Source organism: Streptomyces sp. NPDC038213, assembly GCF_055600495.1.
Genome location: NZ_JBVJYM010000040.1, coordinates 42206 through 57434, shown reverse-complemented (window position 1 = coordinate 57434; position 15229 = coordinate 42206). Strand labels below are relative to the sequence as shown.

Annotated in this window: 15 protein-coding genes and 1 rRNA gene; 10 read left to right on the top strand and 6 right to left on the bottom strand. The window is 74.0% G+C overall.

Features of this window, described 5'->3' with window-relative positions; genetic code table 11:
• From rrf to infA, 5 genes are all read left to right on the top strand, one after another.
• A 5S ribosomal RNA gene (rrf, locus tag ACZ7JZ_RS33195) occupies window positions 1–83 on the top strand; the annotation flags it as partial.
• Between the two features lie 216 nt (window positions 84–299).
• Window positions 300–1970, top strand: coding sequence for an alpha/beta fold hydrolase (locus ACZ7JZ_RS33190; protein ID WP_470946113.1), 1671 nt, complete (start codon window positions 300–302; stop codon window positions 1968–1970).
• 45 nt (window positions 1971–2015) lie between these two features.
• Window positions 2016–2714: a response regulator transcription factor gene (locus tag ACZ7JZ_RS33185; protein ID WP_470946111.1), complete on the top strand. Its 699-nt coding sequence runs from the start codon at window positions 2016–2018 to the stop codon at window positions 2712–2714.
• Complete coding sequence (locus ACZ7JZ_RS33180) at window positions 2714–4072, top strand: HAMP domain-containing sensor histidine kinase (protein ID WP_470946108.1); 1359 nt, start codon at window positions 2714–2716, stop codon at window positions 4070–4072. The genes ACZ7JZ_RS33185 and ACZ7JZ_RS33180 overlap by 1 nt, the downstream gene beginning before the upstream one ends.
• Window positions 4073–4522: 450 nt before the next feature.
• Window positions 4523–4747, top strand: a complete 225-nt coding sequence (gene infA, locus ACZ7JZ_RS33175; RefSeq protein ID WP_470946105.1) for a translation initiation factor IF-1 — start codon at window positions 4523–4525, stop codon at window positions 4745–4747.
• Window positions 4748–5003: 256 nt separating this feature from the next.
• Here the strand turns inward: infA and ACZ7JZ_RS33170 are convergent, their stop codons facing one another.
• The 3 genes from ACZ7JZ_RS33170 to ACZ7JZ_RS33160 form a co-directional block, all read right to left on the bottom strand.
• Window positions 5004–5399, bottom strand: coding sequence for a hypothetical protein (locus ACZ7JZ_RS33170; RefSeq protein ID WP_470946104.1), 396 nt, complete (start codon window positions 5397–5399; stop codon window positions 5004–5006).
• The gene (locus tag ACZ7JZ_RS33165) at window positions 5396–5680 is read right to left on the bottom strand and encodes a hypothetical protein (RefSeq protein WP_470946102.1); all 285 of its coding nucleotides are present in this window, start codon (window positions 5678–5680) and stop codon (window positions 5396–5398) included. The genes ACZ7JZ_RS33170 and ACZ7JZ_RS33165 overlap by 4 nt, the downstream gene beginning before the upstream one ends.
• 172 nt (window positions 5681–5852) lie before the next feature.
• Entirely contained in the window at window positions 5853–6257 is a 405-nt protein-coding gene (locus ACZ7JZ_RS33160; protein WP_470946100.1) for a hypothetical protein, read from the bottom strand.
• 153 nt (window positions 6258–6410) lie between these two features.
• Between ACZ7JZ_RS33160 and ACZ7JZ_RS33155 the strand changes: the two genes are divergently transcribed.
• Window positions 6411–7697: a pyroglutamyl peptidase gene (locus ACZ7JZ_RS33155; RefSeq protein WP_470946098.1), complete on the top strand. Its 1287-nt coding sequence runs from the start codon at window positions 6411–6413 to the stop codon at window positions 7695–7697.
• 60 nt (window positions 7698–7757) lie between these two features.
• Here the strand turns inward: ACZ7JZ_RS33155 and ACZ7JZ_RS33150 are convergent, their stop codons facing one another.
• Both ACZ7JZ_RS33150 and ACZ7JZ_RS33145 read right to left on the bottom strand, forming a co-directional pair.
• The gene (locus tag ACZ7JZ_RS33150; RefSeq protein WP_470946095.1) at window positions 7758–8024 is read right to left on the bottom strand and encodes a metal-sensitive transcriptional regulator; all 267 of its coding nucleotides are present in this window, start codon (window positions 8022–8024) and stop codon (window positions 7758–7760) included.
• A 68-nt stretch (window positions 8025–8092) separates the two neighbouring features.
• Entirely contained in the window at window positions 8093–8674 is a 582-nt protein-coding gene (locus tag ACZ7JZ_RS33145) for a rhodanese-like domain-containing protein (RefSeq protein WP_470946122.1), read from the bottom strand.
• 405 nt (window positions 8675–9079) lie between these two features.
• On the opposite strand from ACZ7JZ_RS33145, the gene ACZ7JZ_RS33140 reads away from it, so the two are divergent.
• From ACZ7JZ_RS33140 to ACZ7JZ_RS33130, 3 genes are all read left to right on the top strand, one after another.
• Entirely contained in the window at window positions 9080–10708 is a 1629-nt protein-coding gene (locus tag ACZ7JZ_RS33140; RefSeq protein ID WP_470946093.1) for an FAD-dependent oxidoreductase, read from the top strand.
• Between the two features lie 77 nt (window positions 10709–10785).
• The gene (locus ACZ7JZ_RS33135) at window positions 10786–11478 is read left to right on the top strand and encodes a class I SAM-dependent methyltransferase (protein WP_470946091.1); all 693 of its coding nucleotides are present in this window, start codon (window positions 10786–10788) and stop codon (window positions 11476–11478) included.
• Window positions 11479–11587: 109 nt separating this feature from the next.
• The gene (locus ACZ7JZ_RS33130; RefSeq protein ID WP_470946088.1) at window positions 11588–12247 is read left to right on the top strand and encodes a maltokinase N-terminal cap-like domain-containing protein; all 660 of its coding nucleotides are present in this window, start codon (window positions 11588–11590) and stop codon (window positions 12245–12247) included.
• Window positions 12248–12261: 14 nt separating this feature from the next.
• On the opposite strand, the gene ACZ7JZ_RS33125 is transcribed toward ACZ7JZ_RS33130, so the two are convergent.
• Window positions 12262–12801, bottom strand: a complete 540-nt coding sequence (locus tag ACZ7JZ_RS33125; RefSeq protein ID WP_470946086.1) for a GNAT family N-acetyltransferase — start codon at window positions 12799–12801, stop codon at window positions 12262–12264.
• A gap of 506 nt (window positions 12802–13307) precedes the next feature.
• On the opposite strand from ACZ7JZ_RS33125, the gene ACZ7JZ_RS33120 reads away from it, so the two are divergent.
• Entirely contained in the window at window positions 13308–15218 is a 1911-nt protein-coding gene (locus ACZ7JZ_RS33120) for a D-alanyl-D-alanine carboxypeptidase family protein (RefSeq protein ID WP_470946083.1), read from the top strand.
• Window positions 15219–15229: the final 11 nt, after the last annotated feature.

The following is a 15229-nucleotide window of genomic DNA, read 5'->3' as shown; positions in this document are numbered from 1 at the left end:
ACATTTCGAACCCGGAAGCTAAGCCTTTCAGCGCCGATGGTACTGCAGGGGGGACCCTGTGGGAGAGTAGGACGCCGCCGAACAATCATTGTGGGGAAGCCCCGCACCTTCTGGTGCGGGGCTTTTCTGCGTTCAGGCCCTACCACTCCCGGATTCTTACGCGCCTTTGCCGTTGTCCTGCCACGGCTGTGAAACAGGCCCGGCATTGTCGTGTTCACACCGCGAACGAAGCGCGGAACACCCGGAGCGCGTGAGCGCGGAACACACCCGGGACGGATACGGAACACGAGGGAGCGGGCATGACGCAGACGCAGGAACAGCCGCAGCAGGAGCCGCAGGCGCCGGCACGTGCCGAGGCGAACACGGCCACGGCGAAGAACGCGAGGGGGAACACGGCCCGGCGGGCCGCCACGGCCGTGGGCCTGATGGCGATGCTGGCCGCCGCACTGCCGACGGCGGCAGCCGCGGTTCCCGGCACCCCGCCGCCCGCCCCCGTGGCAGCGGTGGCCGCCGCGTCCCCGAAGTGGTGTCCGAGCGTGGCGGGGCACCGGGTCGACTGCGGCTCGGTCGCCCGCCCGCTGGTCGCGGGCAAGCCCGGGCTCGGCACGATCAAGGTGAGCTACGCGGTCGTACGGCACACCGGGGCCGGCCCCGCCAAGGGCACCGTGGCCGTGAACCCGGGCGGTCCCGGCGAGGTCGCGATCGACCGGGCGGCCCTGTTCGCCCCCGTCCTGCACGGCCTGCTCGCAGACCACGACCTGCTGCTCGTCGACCCCCGCGGCACCGGCCGCTCCGAACGGCTCCCCTGCGGGGTCACCGACGCCGAATACCGCTTCGGCACGCGCGCCCGGCAGCGCGCCGCCGTCGAGCGCTGCGCCCGCAACCTCGGGCCCAAGGCAGCCGCGTACACCACCGCAGCCACCGCCGACGACATCGACGCCGTCCGCGCCCGGCTCGGCGTGCCTCAGCTCTCCCTGTACGGGCTCTCGTACGGCACCTACCTGATGCCGGTCTACGCCGCCCGCCACCCCGACCGGGTACGCTCCATCGTCCTGTCGGGGGCCTACCCCCTCGCCTTCGACCCGCTGGTGCGGCCCAGCGCCCGGGCGGTCAGCGCGGCGCTGCGGCGGGTGTGCGCACGCAGCGTCCCGACCGCCTGCGACGGGACGAAGGCCGTCAAGGACCTCGCGACCGCCGCCGCGCGGCTGCGGACCGCGCCGATGAACGTATCCGTCGCCACCGACCACGCCACCTACAAGGTGCGCTTCGACGAGGCCAAACTCGCCCACCTCCTCTTCGAGGCGGCCAGCCGCGAGGTCGGAATGGAACCCGACCGCCCCTCCCTGCTCGGACGCCTGCCCCGCGCCCTCGACCGCTTCGCCCGGGGCGACACCGCACCCCTGCGCACCCTCGTCAAGGAGGACGCCGCCTCGGGAAGCCGCGAGGACCAGGCCCCGTACATCGCGGTCGTGTGCAACGACTACCGCAAGGCCTGGTCGAAGGACGCACCGCTGGCCGAGCGGTGGCGGCAGTACCGGGCGGCCCTCGCGGCCGCCGCCCCCGGAGGACACGGGGCCTTCAGCGCCAAGGGGTTCACCGAGGGACCCACCGACGGCGGGGACGTGTGCATCGGCTGGCCGCGCGAGCACACCCCCGACCCGCAGCCCACCCGGCCCGCACTGCCCGACGTCCCGGTCCTCGTCCTGTCCGGCGACCTCGACGCCAACACGCCCGACGCCAACGGGGTGCGCGCCGCCCGGCAGTTCCGCGACAGCCGCTTCTTCTCGGTACGCAACACCGGGCACGTCCCCGAGTGGGAGCAGAGTGGCTGCGTCACCGGGGTGACCACCCGCTTCCTGCGCACCGGCGGTCCCGGCGACACGTCCTGCCTGCGCACGCTGCCGCCGATCGCCGTCACCCCCGTACGGGCCGCGGCGCCGCTTCCCGCGGCCGTGCCCGTCGCCGACTGAGGGGCCGGTGCCGTGACCACGCCCGCCACCGACAAAGATGATCACATGACAGACGGAGCGGAGAACCGCCGGACGGTGCTGGTCGTCGAGGACGATCCGGGAGTGCGCAGCACCTTGGACCAGCTGCTGCGCTTCGAGGGGTACCGGGTGCTGCTGGCCGCCGACGGCCTCGAAGCGCTCGGCGCCCTCGAAGCGGAGCGGCCCGACCTGGCGGTCGTGGACGTGGGCCTGCCGCATCTCGACGGGCTCGGCCTGTGCCGGATGCTGCGCAGGCGGGGCGACCGTACGCCCGTCCTGGTCCTGACGGCCCGGCACGAGGTCGGCGACCGGGTCGCGGGACTGGACGCGGGCGCCGACGACTACCTCGCCAAGCCGTTCGCCACCGAGGAGCTCTTCGCCCGCATCCGGGCCCTCCTGCGGCGCACCGACCCGCCCCGGGACGGCGCGGTACTCGCGGTCGCGGACCTCACCCTCGACCCGGAAGCCCGCCTGGCCTTCCGCGGACAGCGGCAACTGGACCTGACGAAGACCGAGTTCGACGTCCTCGAACTGCTGCTGTGCCACCCCGGCACGGTACTCACCCGCTCCCGGATGTACGAGCAGATCTGGGGCTACGACTTCGACACCACCTCGCGCTCCCTCGACGTCTACATCGGCTACCTCCGCCAGAAGACCGAAGAGGGCGGGGAGCCCCGGCTGATCCACACCGTGCGCAGCGTCGGCTACACCGTCCGGGCCGCCTGATGCTCCGCACCAAGGTCACGGCCGTCGCCGTCGCGGCCACCGTACTCGCGATGGCCCTGGCGGCCCTCATGTCGTACCGGGGCGTCAGCACCCTGGTCGCCGACGAGCTGGAACGCGGCCTGGAGGACCGGACCAACACGGTCCGTACGCTCCTCGCCGCCGGCCTGACCCCGCCGCCCCGCGACGGCATGACCGAGCAGGTGCTGTCCCCGTCCGGGACCGTGCGCCCGCTCACCCCCGGCGCCCCGGAACTCCCCGTCACCCCCGAAGCCCTGCAGGTGGCCCGCACCGGCCGCGGCGAGCACCGCGCGGACGTCGTCGTCTCCGGAACCGAGTACGGCACCCTGACCCGGCCGCTGCCCGGCGGCGGGGCGGTCACGGCCGGACAGAGCTACGTCGACGCCGCCCGCGTCGACGACGCCTTCCTGTGGCGGATCTCCTGGACCACGGCGGCAGCCGTCGCCCTGTCCGCGCTGCTGAGCTGGTGGGTGCTGGGCCGGATCCTGCGCCCGGTGCGCGAGCTGGCCACTGCCACCGGACGCATCACCGCCACCCGGGACCTCTCCACCGGCTTGCCGCCCGCCGGGTCCGACGAGATCGGCCAGCTGACCCGCAGCTTCGAATCCATGCTCACGGCACTGCGCCGCTCGCGCGCACAGCAGCAGCAACTGGTCCAGGACGCCGGCCACGAACTGCGCACCCCGCTGACCTCCGTGCGCGGCTGCGCCGAACTCATGCAGCGGGCCCGCGGGAGGCTTGCGCCCGAGGACGAGGAGCAGATCCTGACCACCCTGGTCACCGAGACGGCGGCCCTCGACGACCTCGTGCGCGAACTCGTCGAGCTCGCCACCGACCGCCACACGCAGGAGGACCCGGCCGAAGTGGACCTCGCGGCCCTGGCCGAGGACACCGCGCACCGCCACCGGACCAGGACCGGGCGCACGATCACCGTCACCACCGACGGGCCGCCCGTATCCGTCCGGGCCCGGCCCCGCGCCCTCCAGCGGTGCATCGACAACCTCCTCGGCAACGCGGTGAAGTTCAGCCCCGACGGCACCGAGGTCACCGTGCACGTCGCCGGCGGCCGGCTCGCCGTGCGCGACCGGGGCCCCGGCATCGCGCCCGGCGAGCACGACGCCGTCTTCGACCGCTTCCACCGCGGCCCGCGGACCCAGGCCATCCCCGGCTCGGGGCTGGGCCTGGCCATCGTGCACGACATCATCACGGCCGACCACGGGACCGTGTTCGCCGCCGACGCCCCGGGCGGCGGCGCGGAGGTCGGCTTCGTCCTGCCGCCCGCCGCCCCGCCCCGACCGGCCGCCGCACCCCCGAGGCGCAGGCTCCGCCGTACACCGTGAGGCCTCGGGACCGCTAGAAATCCGGTGCCCGGAAAACCGGTTGGAGGGGGCTCAGCCGGTTGCTAGCGTGGGGATCACCGTGACAGGACGCGAGGAGGTGACACCCATGAAGGCTGTATCGAGGTGGGTGCTCCCCCTGCTCTTCACGGTGGACTGCGACTGACCAGACGTCGCCGGAGCGCCCCGCCAACCAGGCGCTCCTGAAAGGCGACACGAGGCCGGCTGGGGGACCATGCCGGTCGAGGTCGTGCACCTCCCGGCCGGGACGGTCCCGGGGGACCCCGCGAACTACTCGGTGGCGGTCCGGGACGGCGAGTACGTCGGCCTGACCCGGGTGGCGCCGATCCCGCGCCGGGCCCGGATCGGACTGCTCACCGTACGCCGCGACCCGCCCAGGAACAGGGATACAGATTCCCCGGACGAGACGAACAGACGGAGAGACGAAGGACATTGCCGAGAACAGCAAGCGGCCTGGAAGTCGAGGGCACCGTCCTCGAATGCCTGCGCAACGCCACCTTCACGGTGGAGCTCAAGAACGGCCATCACGTGCTCGCGCACATCAGCGGGAAGATCCGCAAGAACCGCATCAGGATCCTCCCCTTCGACCGGGTGCTCGTAGAAGTCAGCACCTACGACCTGACTAGAGGCCGAATCCTGTACCGCTACCGCACTTGACCGGGGCAGGACGTGCGCCCGGTCCCTCCGCCGGGCGCACGCTTCCGCCTCCCCGTTCCGCAGCCCCGCCAGCCGCTCCCGTGCCCCGTCCAGCCGGGCCGCCTCGGCGCCCCGGCCGCGGATGCGCTTGCGCAAGTGCCGCTCGGGCCGCCTCCACGGCCTCTTCAGTGGTGGGCGGGACGGGCGCGCCGTCCTCGGGGAGTAGATACGTCGTGGTGCGGCGCGCGCTCGGCGGGCCGAGCGGGGATCCGGGGGTTCAGTGGAAGCCGAGCATGCCGGGGGTGTCGATGCCGATGGCCAGGACGCCGGGCGGGTAGCGGTGTTCGTCCTCGGTGAGGAGGATCGGCATGCCGGCGGTGCCGGTGCGGCGCAGGGCGGTGTAGAGGGCGTGGCAGGTGTCCATGCCGCCGTAGCCGTCGCGGAACATGCTGCCGACCGCGGGTGCGTCGATCTGCCCCAGTGTTTCGACGTCGGTGCACGGGTACCCGAGGACGGCACGTGCTGCGCCGGCCTGGGCGGCTTCGGCCTGGGCCAGGCACAGGGCCGGGACCAGGAGCCGGTCGCCGCTGGCGGTCACGTTCACCGCGAGCGCGTTCAGCGCCTTGTGCCCCGAGGCGAGCGCGGTGACGGCGCCGGTGTCGAGGATGATCACGCGGCGCCCCGGCCGGGCAGGGCGAGGAGCTTCTCCGCCGCGATCCGCCGCAGGTTCCCCAGCACGTCCAGCGAGGCGAACTCCTCATCGCTGATCTCCACCCCGATCACCTCCCGGGCGTGCGCCCGGGAGGCTGCGACCTGCTCGGCCCGCTGCGCGGCGGTGGGCTCGGCGGCCGCGAGGGCGTCGACGAGCTGCCCGATGGACAGCCCGCGCTCTTCCGCGAGGGCGGCGAGGTGGTCCCGGGTCTGCTTCGTCACCTGGATCGTCGTATTCGCCATAGAATCACCGTAGCACCCCTATAGAACCTGGGTCCGGCTTCGGGGAACTCCAGGCGGGTCCGCGCGGCCAGTGGCTGCCCTTGCCTGCACGACCCGGCGGCGCGGCCGTGTTCCGCGACCACGGCCCGAGGATCGCGGTGCGCAGCCTCGCGGCCTGCCGTGCGCGAGCCCGTTAGGAGCAGATGCGCTTGAAGGCCTTCGCGCCGGGGCGGGCGCGGAAGGGCACCTCGTGTCCGGCGTTGTCGGTGAAGACGGCCTCCGTATCGGACTTCAGGGTCATCGTGCCGCGCTGGGTGGGGTTGTCCCATCCGTCGGGCGGGTTGCCCGAGCCGTCGGAGAGCGGGGTCACGGCCTCGAAGTACGTGGAGCCGATCCGGGCCTCGTCGATCCCGCAGTGCGTGTAGAGCTCGAAGGGCATCGTGCGGACGGGCTGTGCGGGTTTGGCGGGCTGTGTCGTGCGGACGGGCGGCGAGGTCCGGGCGGGGCCGGCGCGGTCCTCGTCGGCCGGGACGCAGCCCGCGAGCAGGCCGGCGGACAGTGCGAGGACGAGGACGGCTTTCGCGGCTCTCTGGGTCATGGCCCTTCGACGCCCGGGCCCGGTCGGCGGTTCCGTACCCCGCTGGGCGTGCCCGCAGCCGGGTACGTGCAGCCGCGCGGCCTGAACAGGGCGGGTGAGGGGGCCGGTTCCGGGGTCGTGGGGGTGGGATCCTGCTGTCTAATGTGACATGGCATGAAGTTCTTAAGCCGAGCGGCCCTGGCCGCCACCGTTTTCGGCGCCGTGGGCGCCCTCCTGACCCCCCTGCCGGCGCAGGCCGCCCCGGAGTCCGCCTGCCGGACCGACGCCGGTGCGGTCCTGGACCGGGAGCAGGCCCGGCTGGACGATCCGCGCGCCGTGGCGTTCCCGAAGCGGGCCGGCTTCGGGGAGTTCGTACGCCGCTTCCCCGCGGCGCTGTGCACGGCGCGCAGCCGGGCCGAGGCGGAGCGGCTGCTCGACGCCTGGGGCGCCGGCCTGTGGCAGGCCGCCGTGGACCGGTCGCAGGGGCGCCGGCCCGGCGGGGACCTCGCCGCCGCCGACGACCGGCCGCTGTACTGGGCGCGGCTGGCCATGACGGTCCGCATCGCGCGCTGGCAGCCGGAGTTCGCCGTGGACCGGGCCGCGCTGCGGGCCCGGTTCGAGGACGCCTCCCGAGGGCTCGCCGCCAACGAGTTCCGCGGGACTCCGGGCGTACGGCGGGTGTTCGTGAGCGGGTTCGACCCGTTCGGGCTGGACGCCGAGCTGCGCCGCGGCAATCCGTCCGGCTCCGCCGTGCTCCAGCTCAACGGCCGCCGCCTGACCATGGCCGACGGTACGGTCGCCGAGGTCCGCGCGGTGGTCCTGCCGGTGCGGTACGCCGACTTCGACGCCGGGATCGTGGAGCGCGCGTACACCCCGCGGCTCGCCGCCGGCCCGCGGGCCGCGCACGCGATCACGAGCATCAGCCAGGGCTATCCGGGGCTGTTCACCGTGGAGGCCTGGGCCGGGCGCAACCGGTCCGCCGACCCCTACCCCGACAACGCGGCCGCGCTGTCCGGCGGCACCCGGCAGAGCCCGGTGACCGCGCCGGGGCTCGGCCGGGGCGCGGAGTTCATCGCGTCCACCCTGCCCGACGCCTCGATGGCGGCCGTGCAGACGCCGTTCCCGGTACGGCTCAACACCGCCGTCACGGAGATCCCGGCGGGCGCGCTCCAGCCGGTGGACCGGGCGGACGGGCCGACGCCCGGTTCCCGGGCCGTCGCGGGCGGGGGCGGCGGCTACCTCTCCAACGAGGTCGCGTACCGCTCCAACCGGCTCCGGCTGGAACTCGGCCGTGCGATACCCGGCGGCCACCTGCACACACCCGTCCTGACCGGCCTGCCCGCCGATCCGGCCGCCCTGACGGGCGCCGAGTTCGAGCGGAACACCCTCGCGATCACGGACCAGGTGCGGGAGGTGCTCCGGCACTCCGTACCGGTGGGGGGAGTGGCGGCGGGGCAGTGAACACGGCGGCCCGGCCCCGGTTCGCCGGGGGCCGGGCCTGGTCCGGCCCGGGGCCGCGGGTCAGGCGAGGGTGAGGAAGAGCTTTTCGAGCTCCTCCTCGGTCATGGGAGCCTGGCCCTCTTCGGCGCCCGCCATGCACTGGCGCATACCGCTGGCGACGATCTTGAAGCCGGCGCGGTCCAGGGCCCGGGACACCGCGGCGAGCTGGGTCACGACGTCCTTGCAGTCGCGCCCGGCCTCGATCATGGCGATGACGCCCGCGAGCTGCCCCTGGGCGCGGCGCAGGCGGTTGAGTACTGCGTTGACGGCCTCGTCGTCGACTTTCACCGGTGCCTCCCGGGGCTGTGCTCGGTCCTGGCCACTGTACCCCAGGGGGTATGCGGCGGAGGGAGGGGTCAGTGGCCCCGCAGGGCTTCGAGGGCGGCTTCGAGCTCGCCGCTCCGGGGGCGGTTGTGGGGGAGCCGGGCCAGGAGGGCCGCCATCCCGCAGGTGTCGGTCAGGGCGGAGAAGACCAGGCCGCCGGCGATGCCCGCGGAGGCGAGGCGGAATGCCGCGTGCCGGCGGCCGAGGGCCAGCCCGGCGAGGACGACCGCGCCGGCGGTGAAGCGGACCTGGCGCTCCATGGCCCAGGCGGCGCGGGTGGGACGGGCGGACGCTTCGGGGCGGTGGAGGGCGTGGCCGGCTTCGGCCCAGGCCGCGGTGCCGCCGGTGAGGGTGGCGGTGGTGATGCCCGCCCCGGCCAGGATCCGGCAGGCGTTCGCGGAGCGGGTGCCGGAGGCGCAGACGACGAGGACGCCGCCGCGGTCGGCGGCCCTGCGGATGTCGGGCAGTGCGCGGCCGAGCCGGTCGAGGGGGACGTTGAGGGCGCCGGGGAGGTGACCGGTGGCGAACTCGCCGGGGGTGCGGACGTCGACCACGACCAGTTCGTGCAGGCGGCTGTGCGCCTGGTGGGCGTCGAGGGTGGCGGGGCGGGTCATGGGGTTTCCGTCCTTGTCGCGGGTGGCGTGGGGGTTGCCGGGGATCCGGGTCTCCACCGCAGGGGGCTCCGTACTCCCGTACGGCGGCCGCCGGGGGCCGGGGCTCCGCCCGGATGCGGGGCGGTGGGGCTTCCTGTGGCCCGTGCGGCGGTGGCGCCCGTGGTGACGGCCTCCGTGGAGCGCCCGTGGGTGCTCCTGTCGACCGGCATGTACCCCCGGGGGTATATTCGAGGCTAGCACGGGTACCCCCGGGGGTATTTTCGGCGAGTGCGGGCACCTCCTGCCCGCCCGGCGGGTCGCCGCCGGAGCCCGCTGTTCCGGACCGGACGGGGGCCGTTCGGCCCTGACCGCCGCCTGCCCGGAAAAATACCCTGGGGGGTATCACCGAACATGAGGAGCACTGCTGTGAAGGTCATCATCATCGGAGGGGTCGCCGGAGGCATGTCCGCGGCGACCCGCCTGCGCCGCCTGGACGAGCACGCCGAGATCGTCGTCCTGGAGCGCGGACACCACGTCTCCTACGCCAACTGCGGCCTGCCCTACCACCTCGGCGGGATCATCCCCGACCGCGCGGACCTCCTCCTGCAGACCCCCCGCTCGCTGCACGACCGCTTCCGCATCGACGTCCGCACCCGCCACGAGGCCCTGGCCGTCGACCCCGCCGCCCGCACGGTCACCGTCCGCGACCTGGAGACCGGCACCGAGACCACCGAGCACTACGACCACCTGGTCCTCAGCCCCGGCGCCCACCCGGTCGTCCCGCCGCTGCCCGGTGCCGAGCGCGGCCTGACCCTGCGCGACGTCACCGACGCCGACACCGTCCAGGCGGCCCTGGACGCCGGTGCGCGGACCGCCGTCGTGATCGGCGGCGGCTTCATCGGCGTCGAGCTCGCGGAGAACCTCCGCCACCGCGGACTCGCCGTCACCCTCGTCGAACTCGGCGACCAGGTCCTGGCCCCCCTCGACCCCGAGATGGCCCGCCCCCTCGCCGACGAACTCACCGCCCACGGCGTCGACGTCCGCCTCGGCGCCCGGGCCGCGAAGATCCTTCCCGACACCGTCGAACTCGCCGACGGCACCACCGCCCCCGCCGACCTCGTCGTCTTCGCGATCGGGGTCCGCCCCGAAACGCGGCTCGCCCGCGCGGCCGGCCTCACCCTCGGCCCCCGCGGCGGCATCGCCGTCGACGAGCGCCAGCGCACCAGCGACCCCCGCATCCACGCCGTGGGCGACGCCGCCGAGAAGACCGACCACCTCACTGGCGAACCCGCCCTGGTCCCGCTGGCCAACCTCGCCAACCGGCACGGCCGCCTCGTCGCCGACTCCATCGCCGGCCGCCCCGTCCGCTCCCGTCCGGCCGTCGGAACCGCCGTCGTGCAGGTCTTCGGCCTCACCGCCGCCACCACCGGATGGAACGAGAAGCGCCTGCGGGCCGCCGGCCGCCCCCACCGGGTCATCCACCTCCACCCCGCCCACCACGCCGGCTACTACCCCGGCGCCGCCCGCCTCGCCCTCAAACTCCTCGTCGACCCCGCCACCGAGGCCGTCCTCGGCGCCCAGGCCGTCGGCACCCACGGAGTCGACAAGCGCATCGACGTCCTCGCCACCGCCATCACCGCCGGCCTCACCGCGCCCGAACTCGCCGACCTCGAACTCGCCTACGCACCCCCCTACGGATCCGCCAAGGACCCCGTCAACATGGCCGGCTACATCGCCGACAACCTCGCCACCGACACCGTGCACACCCTCCAGTGGCACGAACTGCCCGCCGCGGCGCAGGCCGGGGCCGTCCTGCTGGACGTGCGCACCGCCGCCGAGCACGAAGCCGGAGCCATCCCCGGCGCCCGCCACATCCCCCTCGACGAACTCCGCACCCGGCACACCGAACTCCCCGCCGGCCGGCAGGTCGTCGTCCACTGCCAGGTCGGACTCCGCGGCCACACCGCGGCGCGCCTCCTCACCCAGCACGGCCACCGCGCGAGCAACCTCGACGGCGGCTACCTCACCTGGTACGACGCCACCCGCACGCCCTGACCGCGCGCCGAACGGGCGGGCCCGGCACGCCGGAACCGGCGGGCGGGCCCGGGGCGGGCGGCTGCGAGGATGCGGGGATGAGAGCCGACACCGCGTACCACGGCGACATGGGTGAGCAGTTCGCCGCCCAGGCCACCGACAGCGCCTACAACGCCCACACCGACCGCCCCGCCATACTGCGCCTGGCCGGCGACGTCAGCGGGCTGCACATCCTCGACCTCGGCTGCGGCGCGGGCCACCTCGGCGCCGAACTGCTCCGGCGCGGGGCGGCGCGGCTCGTCGGCGCGGACGGCAGCGAGAGCGTCCTGCGGGCCGCCCGGCAACGCCTCGGGGACACCGCCGAACTGCACCTCCACGACCTGGAGGAACCCCTGGCCTTCCTGGCCGACGGGTCGTTCGACATGGTGACGATGGCCCTGGTCTACCACCACGTCACCGCCCGCGACCGGCTGCTGTCCGAGATCCGCCGCGTCCTGCGCCCCGGCGGCACCCTGCTCGTCTCCACCACCCACCCCACCGCCGACTGGACGTACCACGGCGGCTCGTACTTCTCCGAGGAGCGGGCCGTCCTGCCCTTCGGCGGCCACGAGCTGCGCTACTGGCGCATGAGCCTGGAGACCTTCCTCGGCGAACTCCTCGGCGCGGGCTTCGTCCTGGAACGCCTCCTGGAACCCCGCGCCACGGAGGAGGCCCGCTCGGTCGACGAGCGCCGCCACGCCAAGACCCACCAGCAGCCCACCTTCCTGACCGTCAGGCTCCGCCGCCCGTAGGGAACTCCGTTGTGAGGCGGCTGCGGAGAGTGCGGCGGCTGTGTCGTGGGAGGGTGGCGGGGTTCGCCGTTGTCGTCGTTGTTGCCGGTATCCGTCGGGAGGACCTCTCATGGCCGTCATCCACCACACCGAGCTCAAGCCGGGCAAGCTGGAGCTGCTCGCCGCCTGGCTTCCGACGCGGGAGTGGTACCGGGGTGAAGCAGGCGGCGGTGCCGGGCTGCGGCTGGAGAAGGCCGGGGGTTTCCGGCTCGACGATCCCGCGGGTGAGGTCGGGATCGAGTTCATGGTGGTCAGCGACGGGGCCGCGGCAGGCGGGGCGACCGCCTACCTCGTACCGCTCACCTACCGCGGGGCCCCGCTCGCCGGGGCCGAGGACGCGCTCGTCGGCACCATGGAGCACGGGGTGCTCGGGAAGCGGTGGGCGTACGACGGCTGTCACGACCCCGTCATGACAGCCCAGTTGGCGGCCCTCCTGGAGGGGCGGGTGCAGGCGCAGGACCAGAACGAGAGCGACCGGCCGGCCGAGGGCGTGTCCGTAGCCGCGTACGACGGCCCCCGGATCGGGGCGCTCACGGCGGCGGACGACGCGGAGGGCACCGTCTTGACCGCGGGCCCGGCCGGGGTGGCGATCCGGGTCCGGCGGGTGCTCGGGGCGGGCGCGGGGGAGAGCAGGGAGGACGCTGGTGAGCTGGGGCGGGTCAGTGCTCCCTGGGCGCACCCCGACGGCAGCAGGCCGCTCGCCGTGTTCGCCACCGTCGGCCGCCTCTGAGGGGGCCGGGCCGCTCACGGCCTGGGCTGCCGCTTCCACTCCGACGAGAGCAGGCCGAGGTAGACCTCGTCCAGGAACTCGCCCATCACCCAGGCCGAGGAGCGCAGGACGCCCTCGCGGACGAAGCCGTTGCGCTCGGCGGAGCGCAGCATGGCGGTGTTGTCCGCGAGGGTCTCGATCTGGAGGCGGTGCAGGCTGCGGACGACGAAGCCGTAGTGGCACAGGACCCCGACCACGTCCGTGCCGTAGCCCTTGCCGCGGGCGGCGGGGAACAGGCCGAGGCCGAGGTGCGCGGACCGGCTGTGGGTGTCGATGCCCCAGAAGGTGGCGGTGCCGATCAGCGAGCCGCCGTCCAGTTCCACGACGGAGAACCGGACGTTGTCCTGGTCCGATGCGTCCGGCATGAAGCGCGAATCGTCGGCGGGGGAGGACGGCCGCCAGGGCGCGGCCTCGGCGCGCGAGCTGTTGACCACGTCGTCGTAGAGCTGGGTGCGCAGGGCCGGTACGTCTTCCTCGTATCGGGCGCGGAGCCCGACTGCATTGCCTCGGAGCATGCACGTTTCCTATCCGGGCGGCCGGGTCGGCAGCAAACGAAATACCGGGCCGGGGCAGCGACCGAAGCGACCGAAGCGACTCAAGGCGGGACATGCCTTGACGGGGTGGGGGTGCTCGTGGTGACTTCAGAGGCGGGTTCAGATTAGGCCAAAGCGGACTTTCTCGGGCATGTTGGTGGGGTGTGTCGCGAGTGCGGGGGAGGGTTCGGTCGCTGCGGACCATGGCTGTGACGTGCAGAAAGATGACCGGACTGTCACAACATCGGTTCGGCGGAACAGTTCCGGGCCTCCGCGCATCTTGGAGGGCGGAGGGTCTTTCCGGCCCTGGTGGACGTATCCGTGAGCAAGGCTGGGCTGGGATGACTGCGACGACGAACAAGACTTCAGGGCTGCCGGAGCGGGCGCCGGGGCCGGCGGCGGGCTCGGATGCGGATGCGGGCACGGGTACGGGTACGGCTTCCGATGCGGGTGCGGGTGCGGGTGCGGGTGCGCCGAAGGATCCGCGGGTGCCCGTGGAGAGGCAGCCGCAGCCTGAGGAAGCGCCGGAGGGGAAGGGCGTGGCGGCCGGTGAGCCCGAGCCCGAGCCGGAGCCGGAGCCGGAGGCTGACCCCGAGCCGGAGCCGGAGCCGGAGGCTGACCCCGAGCCGGAGCCGGAGCCGGAGGCTGACCCCGATCCGGAGCCGCAGCCGGAGCCGGAGGTTGGCCCCGAGCCGGAGACCGAGCCGGAGGCTGAGCCCGCCCCCGAGTCCGAGACGCCCGAGGCTGAGCCGGCCCCCGAGCCCAAGGCCCCCGAGTCCGAGACGCCCGAGCCCAAGGCCCCCGAGCCGAAGGCCCCCGAGTCCGAGGCGCCCGAGTCCGAGGCGCCCGAGCCGAAGGCCCCCGAGTCCGAGGCGCCCGAGCCCGAGGCCCCCGAGTCCGAGGTGCCCGGACGGCGGCCCTCGTGGGCGCGGGGTGGCGCCGAGAGTGAGTCGGAGCGGACCAGTACGCTCGTGCCGCTCCGCGACCTCGACGCTCCCACCAGGGCGTTTGCGGCGCCCGCGGTACCCGTGCCCGCAGCCGTGCCCGTACCCGCGCCGGCCGGGGCACAGGCCCCCGCCCCCGCGGCCCTCGACCTGCTCGCGCAGCTGACCAACACCCCGCCCCCGGCCGAGACCCCGCGCCGGACCGCGGTGCGGCGGGTCAAGGTGTGGACGCCCGTACTACTGCTGCTCGCCGGTGCCTTCACCGGGGCGCAGATGCTGCGGCCGCTGCCCGAGGTGCGGTTGGTGGCGGACGCGCAAGTGCACACCGTGCCGGGGCAGTTCGAGATCCCGTGGCCCGCAAAGGGGCAGGGTGCGGTACGGATCGCCGGGTCCGGGACCATCGGGACCTTCGGGGAGCAGAAGCCGGTGCCCACGGCCAGCGTCGCGAAGATCATGACGGCGTACGTGGTGCTCAAGGACCACCCCCTGCGCAAGGGGCAGGACGGCCCCGGCATCGAGGTCGACGCGAAGACCGTCGCCCAGGGCGACTCCAAGGACGAGTCCCGGATCACGGGGCTGCGCGCGGGCGATACGTTCAGCCAGCTCGACATGCTCAAGATGCTGATGATCCCCTCGGGGAACAACGTCGCCCGCCTGCTGGCCCGTTGGGACACGGGAAGCGATACCGAAGAGGTCTTCGTGCAGCGGATGAACGCCGCCGCCAAGCAGCTCGGCATGGCCGACACCGTCTACACCGACCCCAGCGGCCTGGACAAGGGCACCGTCAGCACGGCCGCCGACCAGCTCAAGCTGGCCGAGGCGGTGATGAAGAACGAGGTCTTCCGGTCCGTCGTGAGCCTGCCCGACGCCGAGATCGAGAACCTCTCCGAGCGGCTCGTCAACAACAACTCCCTGCTGAGCGCGAGGGAGTTGAGCATTCGCGGTATCAAGACCGGTTCGAGCACCCCGGCCGGCGGGGCCCTGGTCTGGGCCGGCTACAAGTCGGTCGGGGACGAGACCCCGCTGATCCTGGGCACCCTCATGGACCAGCGGGCGGACGGGCCCGACCCGAACGCCACCCGCAGTCTGGAACTGGTGCTGGCCAACAGCAGGAAGGTCGTCGAAGCGGTCCGCGGGGCGCTGGCCCCGGCGCAGGTGCTCCGCAAGGGGCAGACCGTGGGCCACGTGGACGACGGCCTCGGCGGCCGCACCCCGCTGGTCGCGGGGAAGGACCTGAAGCTCGTCGGTACGCCGGGCCAGCGGCTGCGCCTGAGCCTGGGCACCGCGGGGCCGGACGGCACGGCAGGCGGCGGTGTGCCGCACGCGGCCGCGGCCGGTACGCAGGTCGGGGTGCTCACCGTGGGGGAGGGGGCCGGGGCGCGCACCGTACCCGTCGTCCTCGGCAGGGACCTGGCCGAACCCTCCTTCGGGACCCGCCTCACCCGCCTCGGCTGACCGGCCCCGGC

Coding starts and splice junctions, on each gene's coding strand:
- ACZ7JZ_RS33190 (WP_470946113.1), top strand. CDS start 300: ATGACGCAGACGCAGGAACAGCCGCAGCAGGAGCCGCAGGCGCCGGCA.
- ACZ7JZ_RS33185 (WP_470946111.1), top strand. CDS start 2,016: ATGACAGACGGAGCGGAGAACCGCCGGACGGTGCTGGTCGTCGAGGAC.
- ACZ7JZ_RS33180 (WP_470946108.1), top strand. CDS start 2,714: ATGCTCCGCACCAAGGTCACGGCCGTCGCCGTCGCGGCCACCGTACTC.
- ACZ7JZ_RS33165 (WP_470946102.1), bottom strand. CDS start 5,680: ATGGCGAATACGACGATCCAGGTGACGAAGCAGACCCGGGACCACCTC.
- ACZ7JZ_RS33160 (WP_470946100.1), bottom strand. CDS start 6,257: ATGACCCAGAGAGCCGCGAAAGCCGTCCTCGTCCTCGCACTGTCCGCC.
- ACZ7JZ_RS33155 (WP_470946098.1), top strand. CDS start 6,411: ATGAAGTTCTTAAGCCGAGCGGCCCTGGCCGCCACCGTTTTCGGCGCC.
- ACZ7JZ_RS33145 (WP_470946122.1), bottom strand. CDS start 8,674: ATGACCCGCCCCGCCACCCTCGACGCCCACCAGGCGCACAGCCGCCTG.
- ACZ7JZ_RS33135 (WP_470946091.1), top strand. CDS start 10,786: ATGAGAGCCGACACCGCGTACCACGGCGACATGGGTGAGCAGTTCGCC.
- ACZ7JZ_RS33130 (WP_470946088.1), top strand. CDS start 11,588: ATGGCCGTCATCCACCACACCGAGCTCAAGCCGGGCAAGCTGGAGCTG.
- ACZ7JZ_RS33125 (WP_470946086.1), bottom strand. CDS start 12,801: ATGCTCCGAGGCAATGCAGTCGGGCTCCGCGCCCGATACGAGGAAGAC.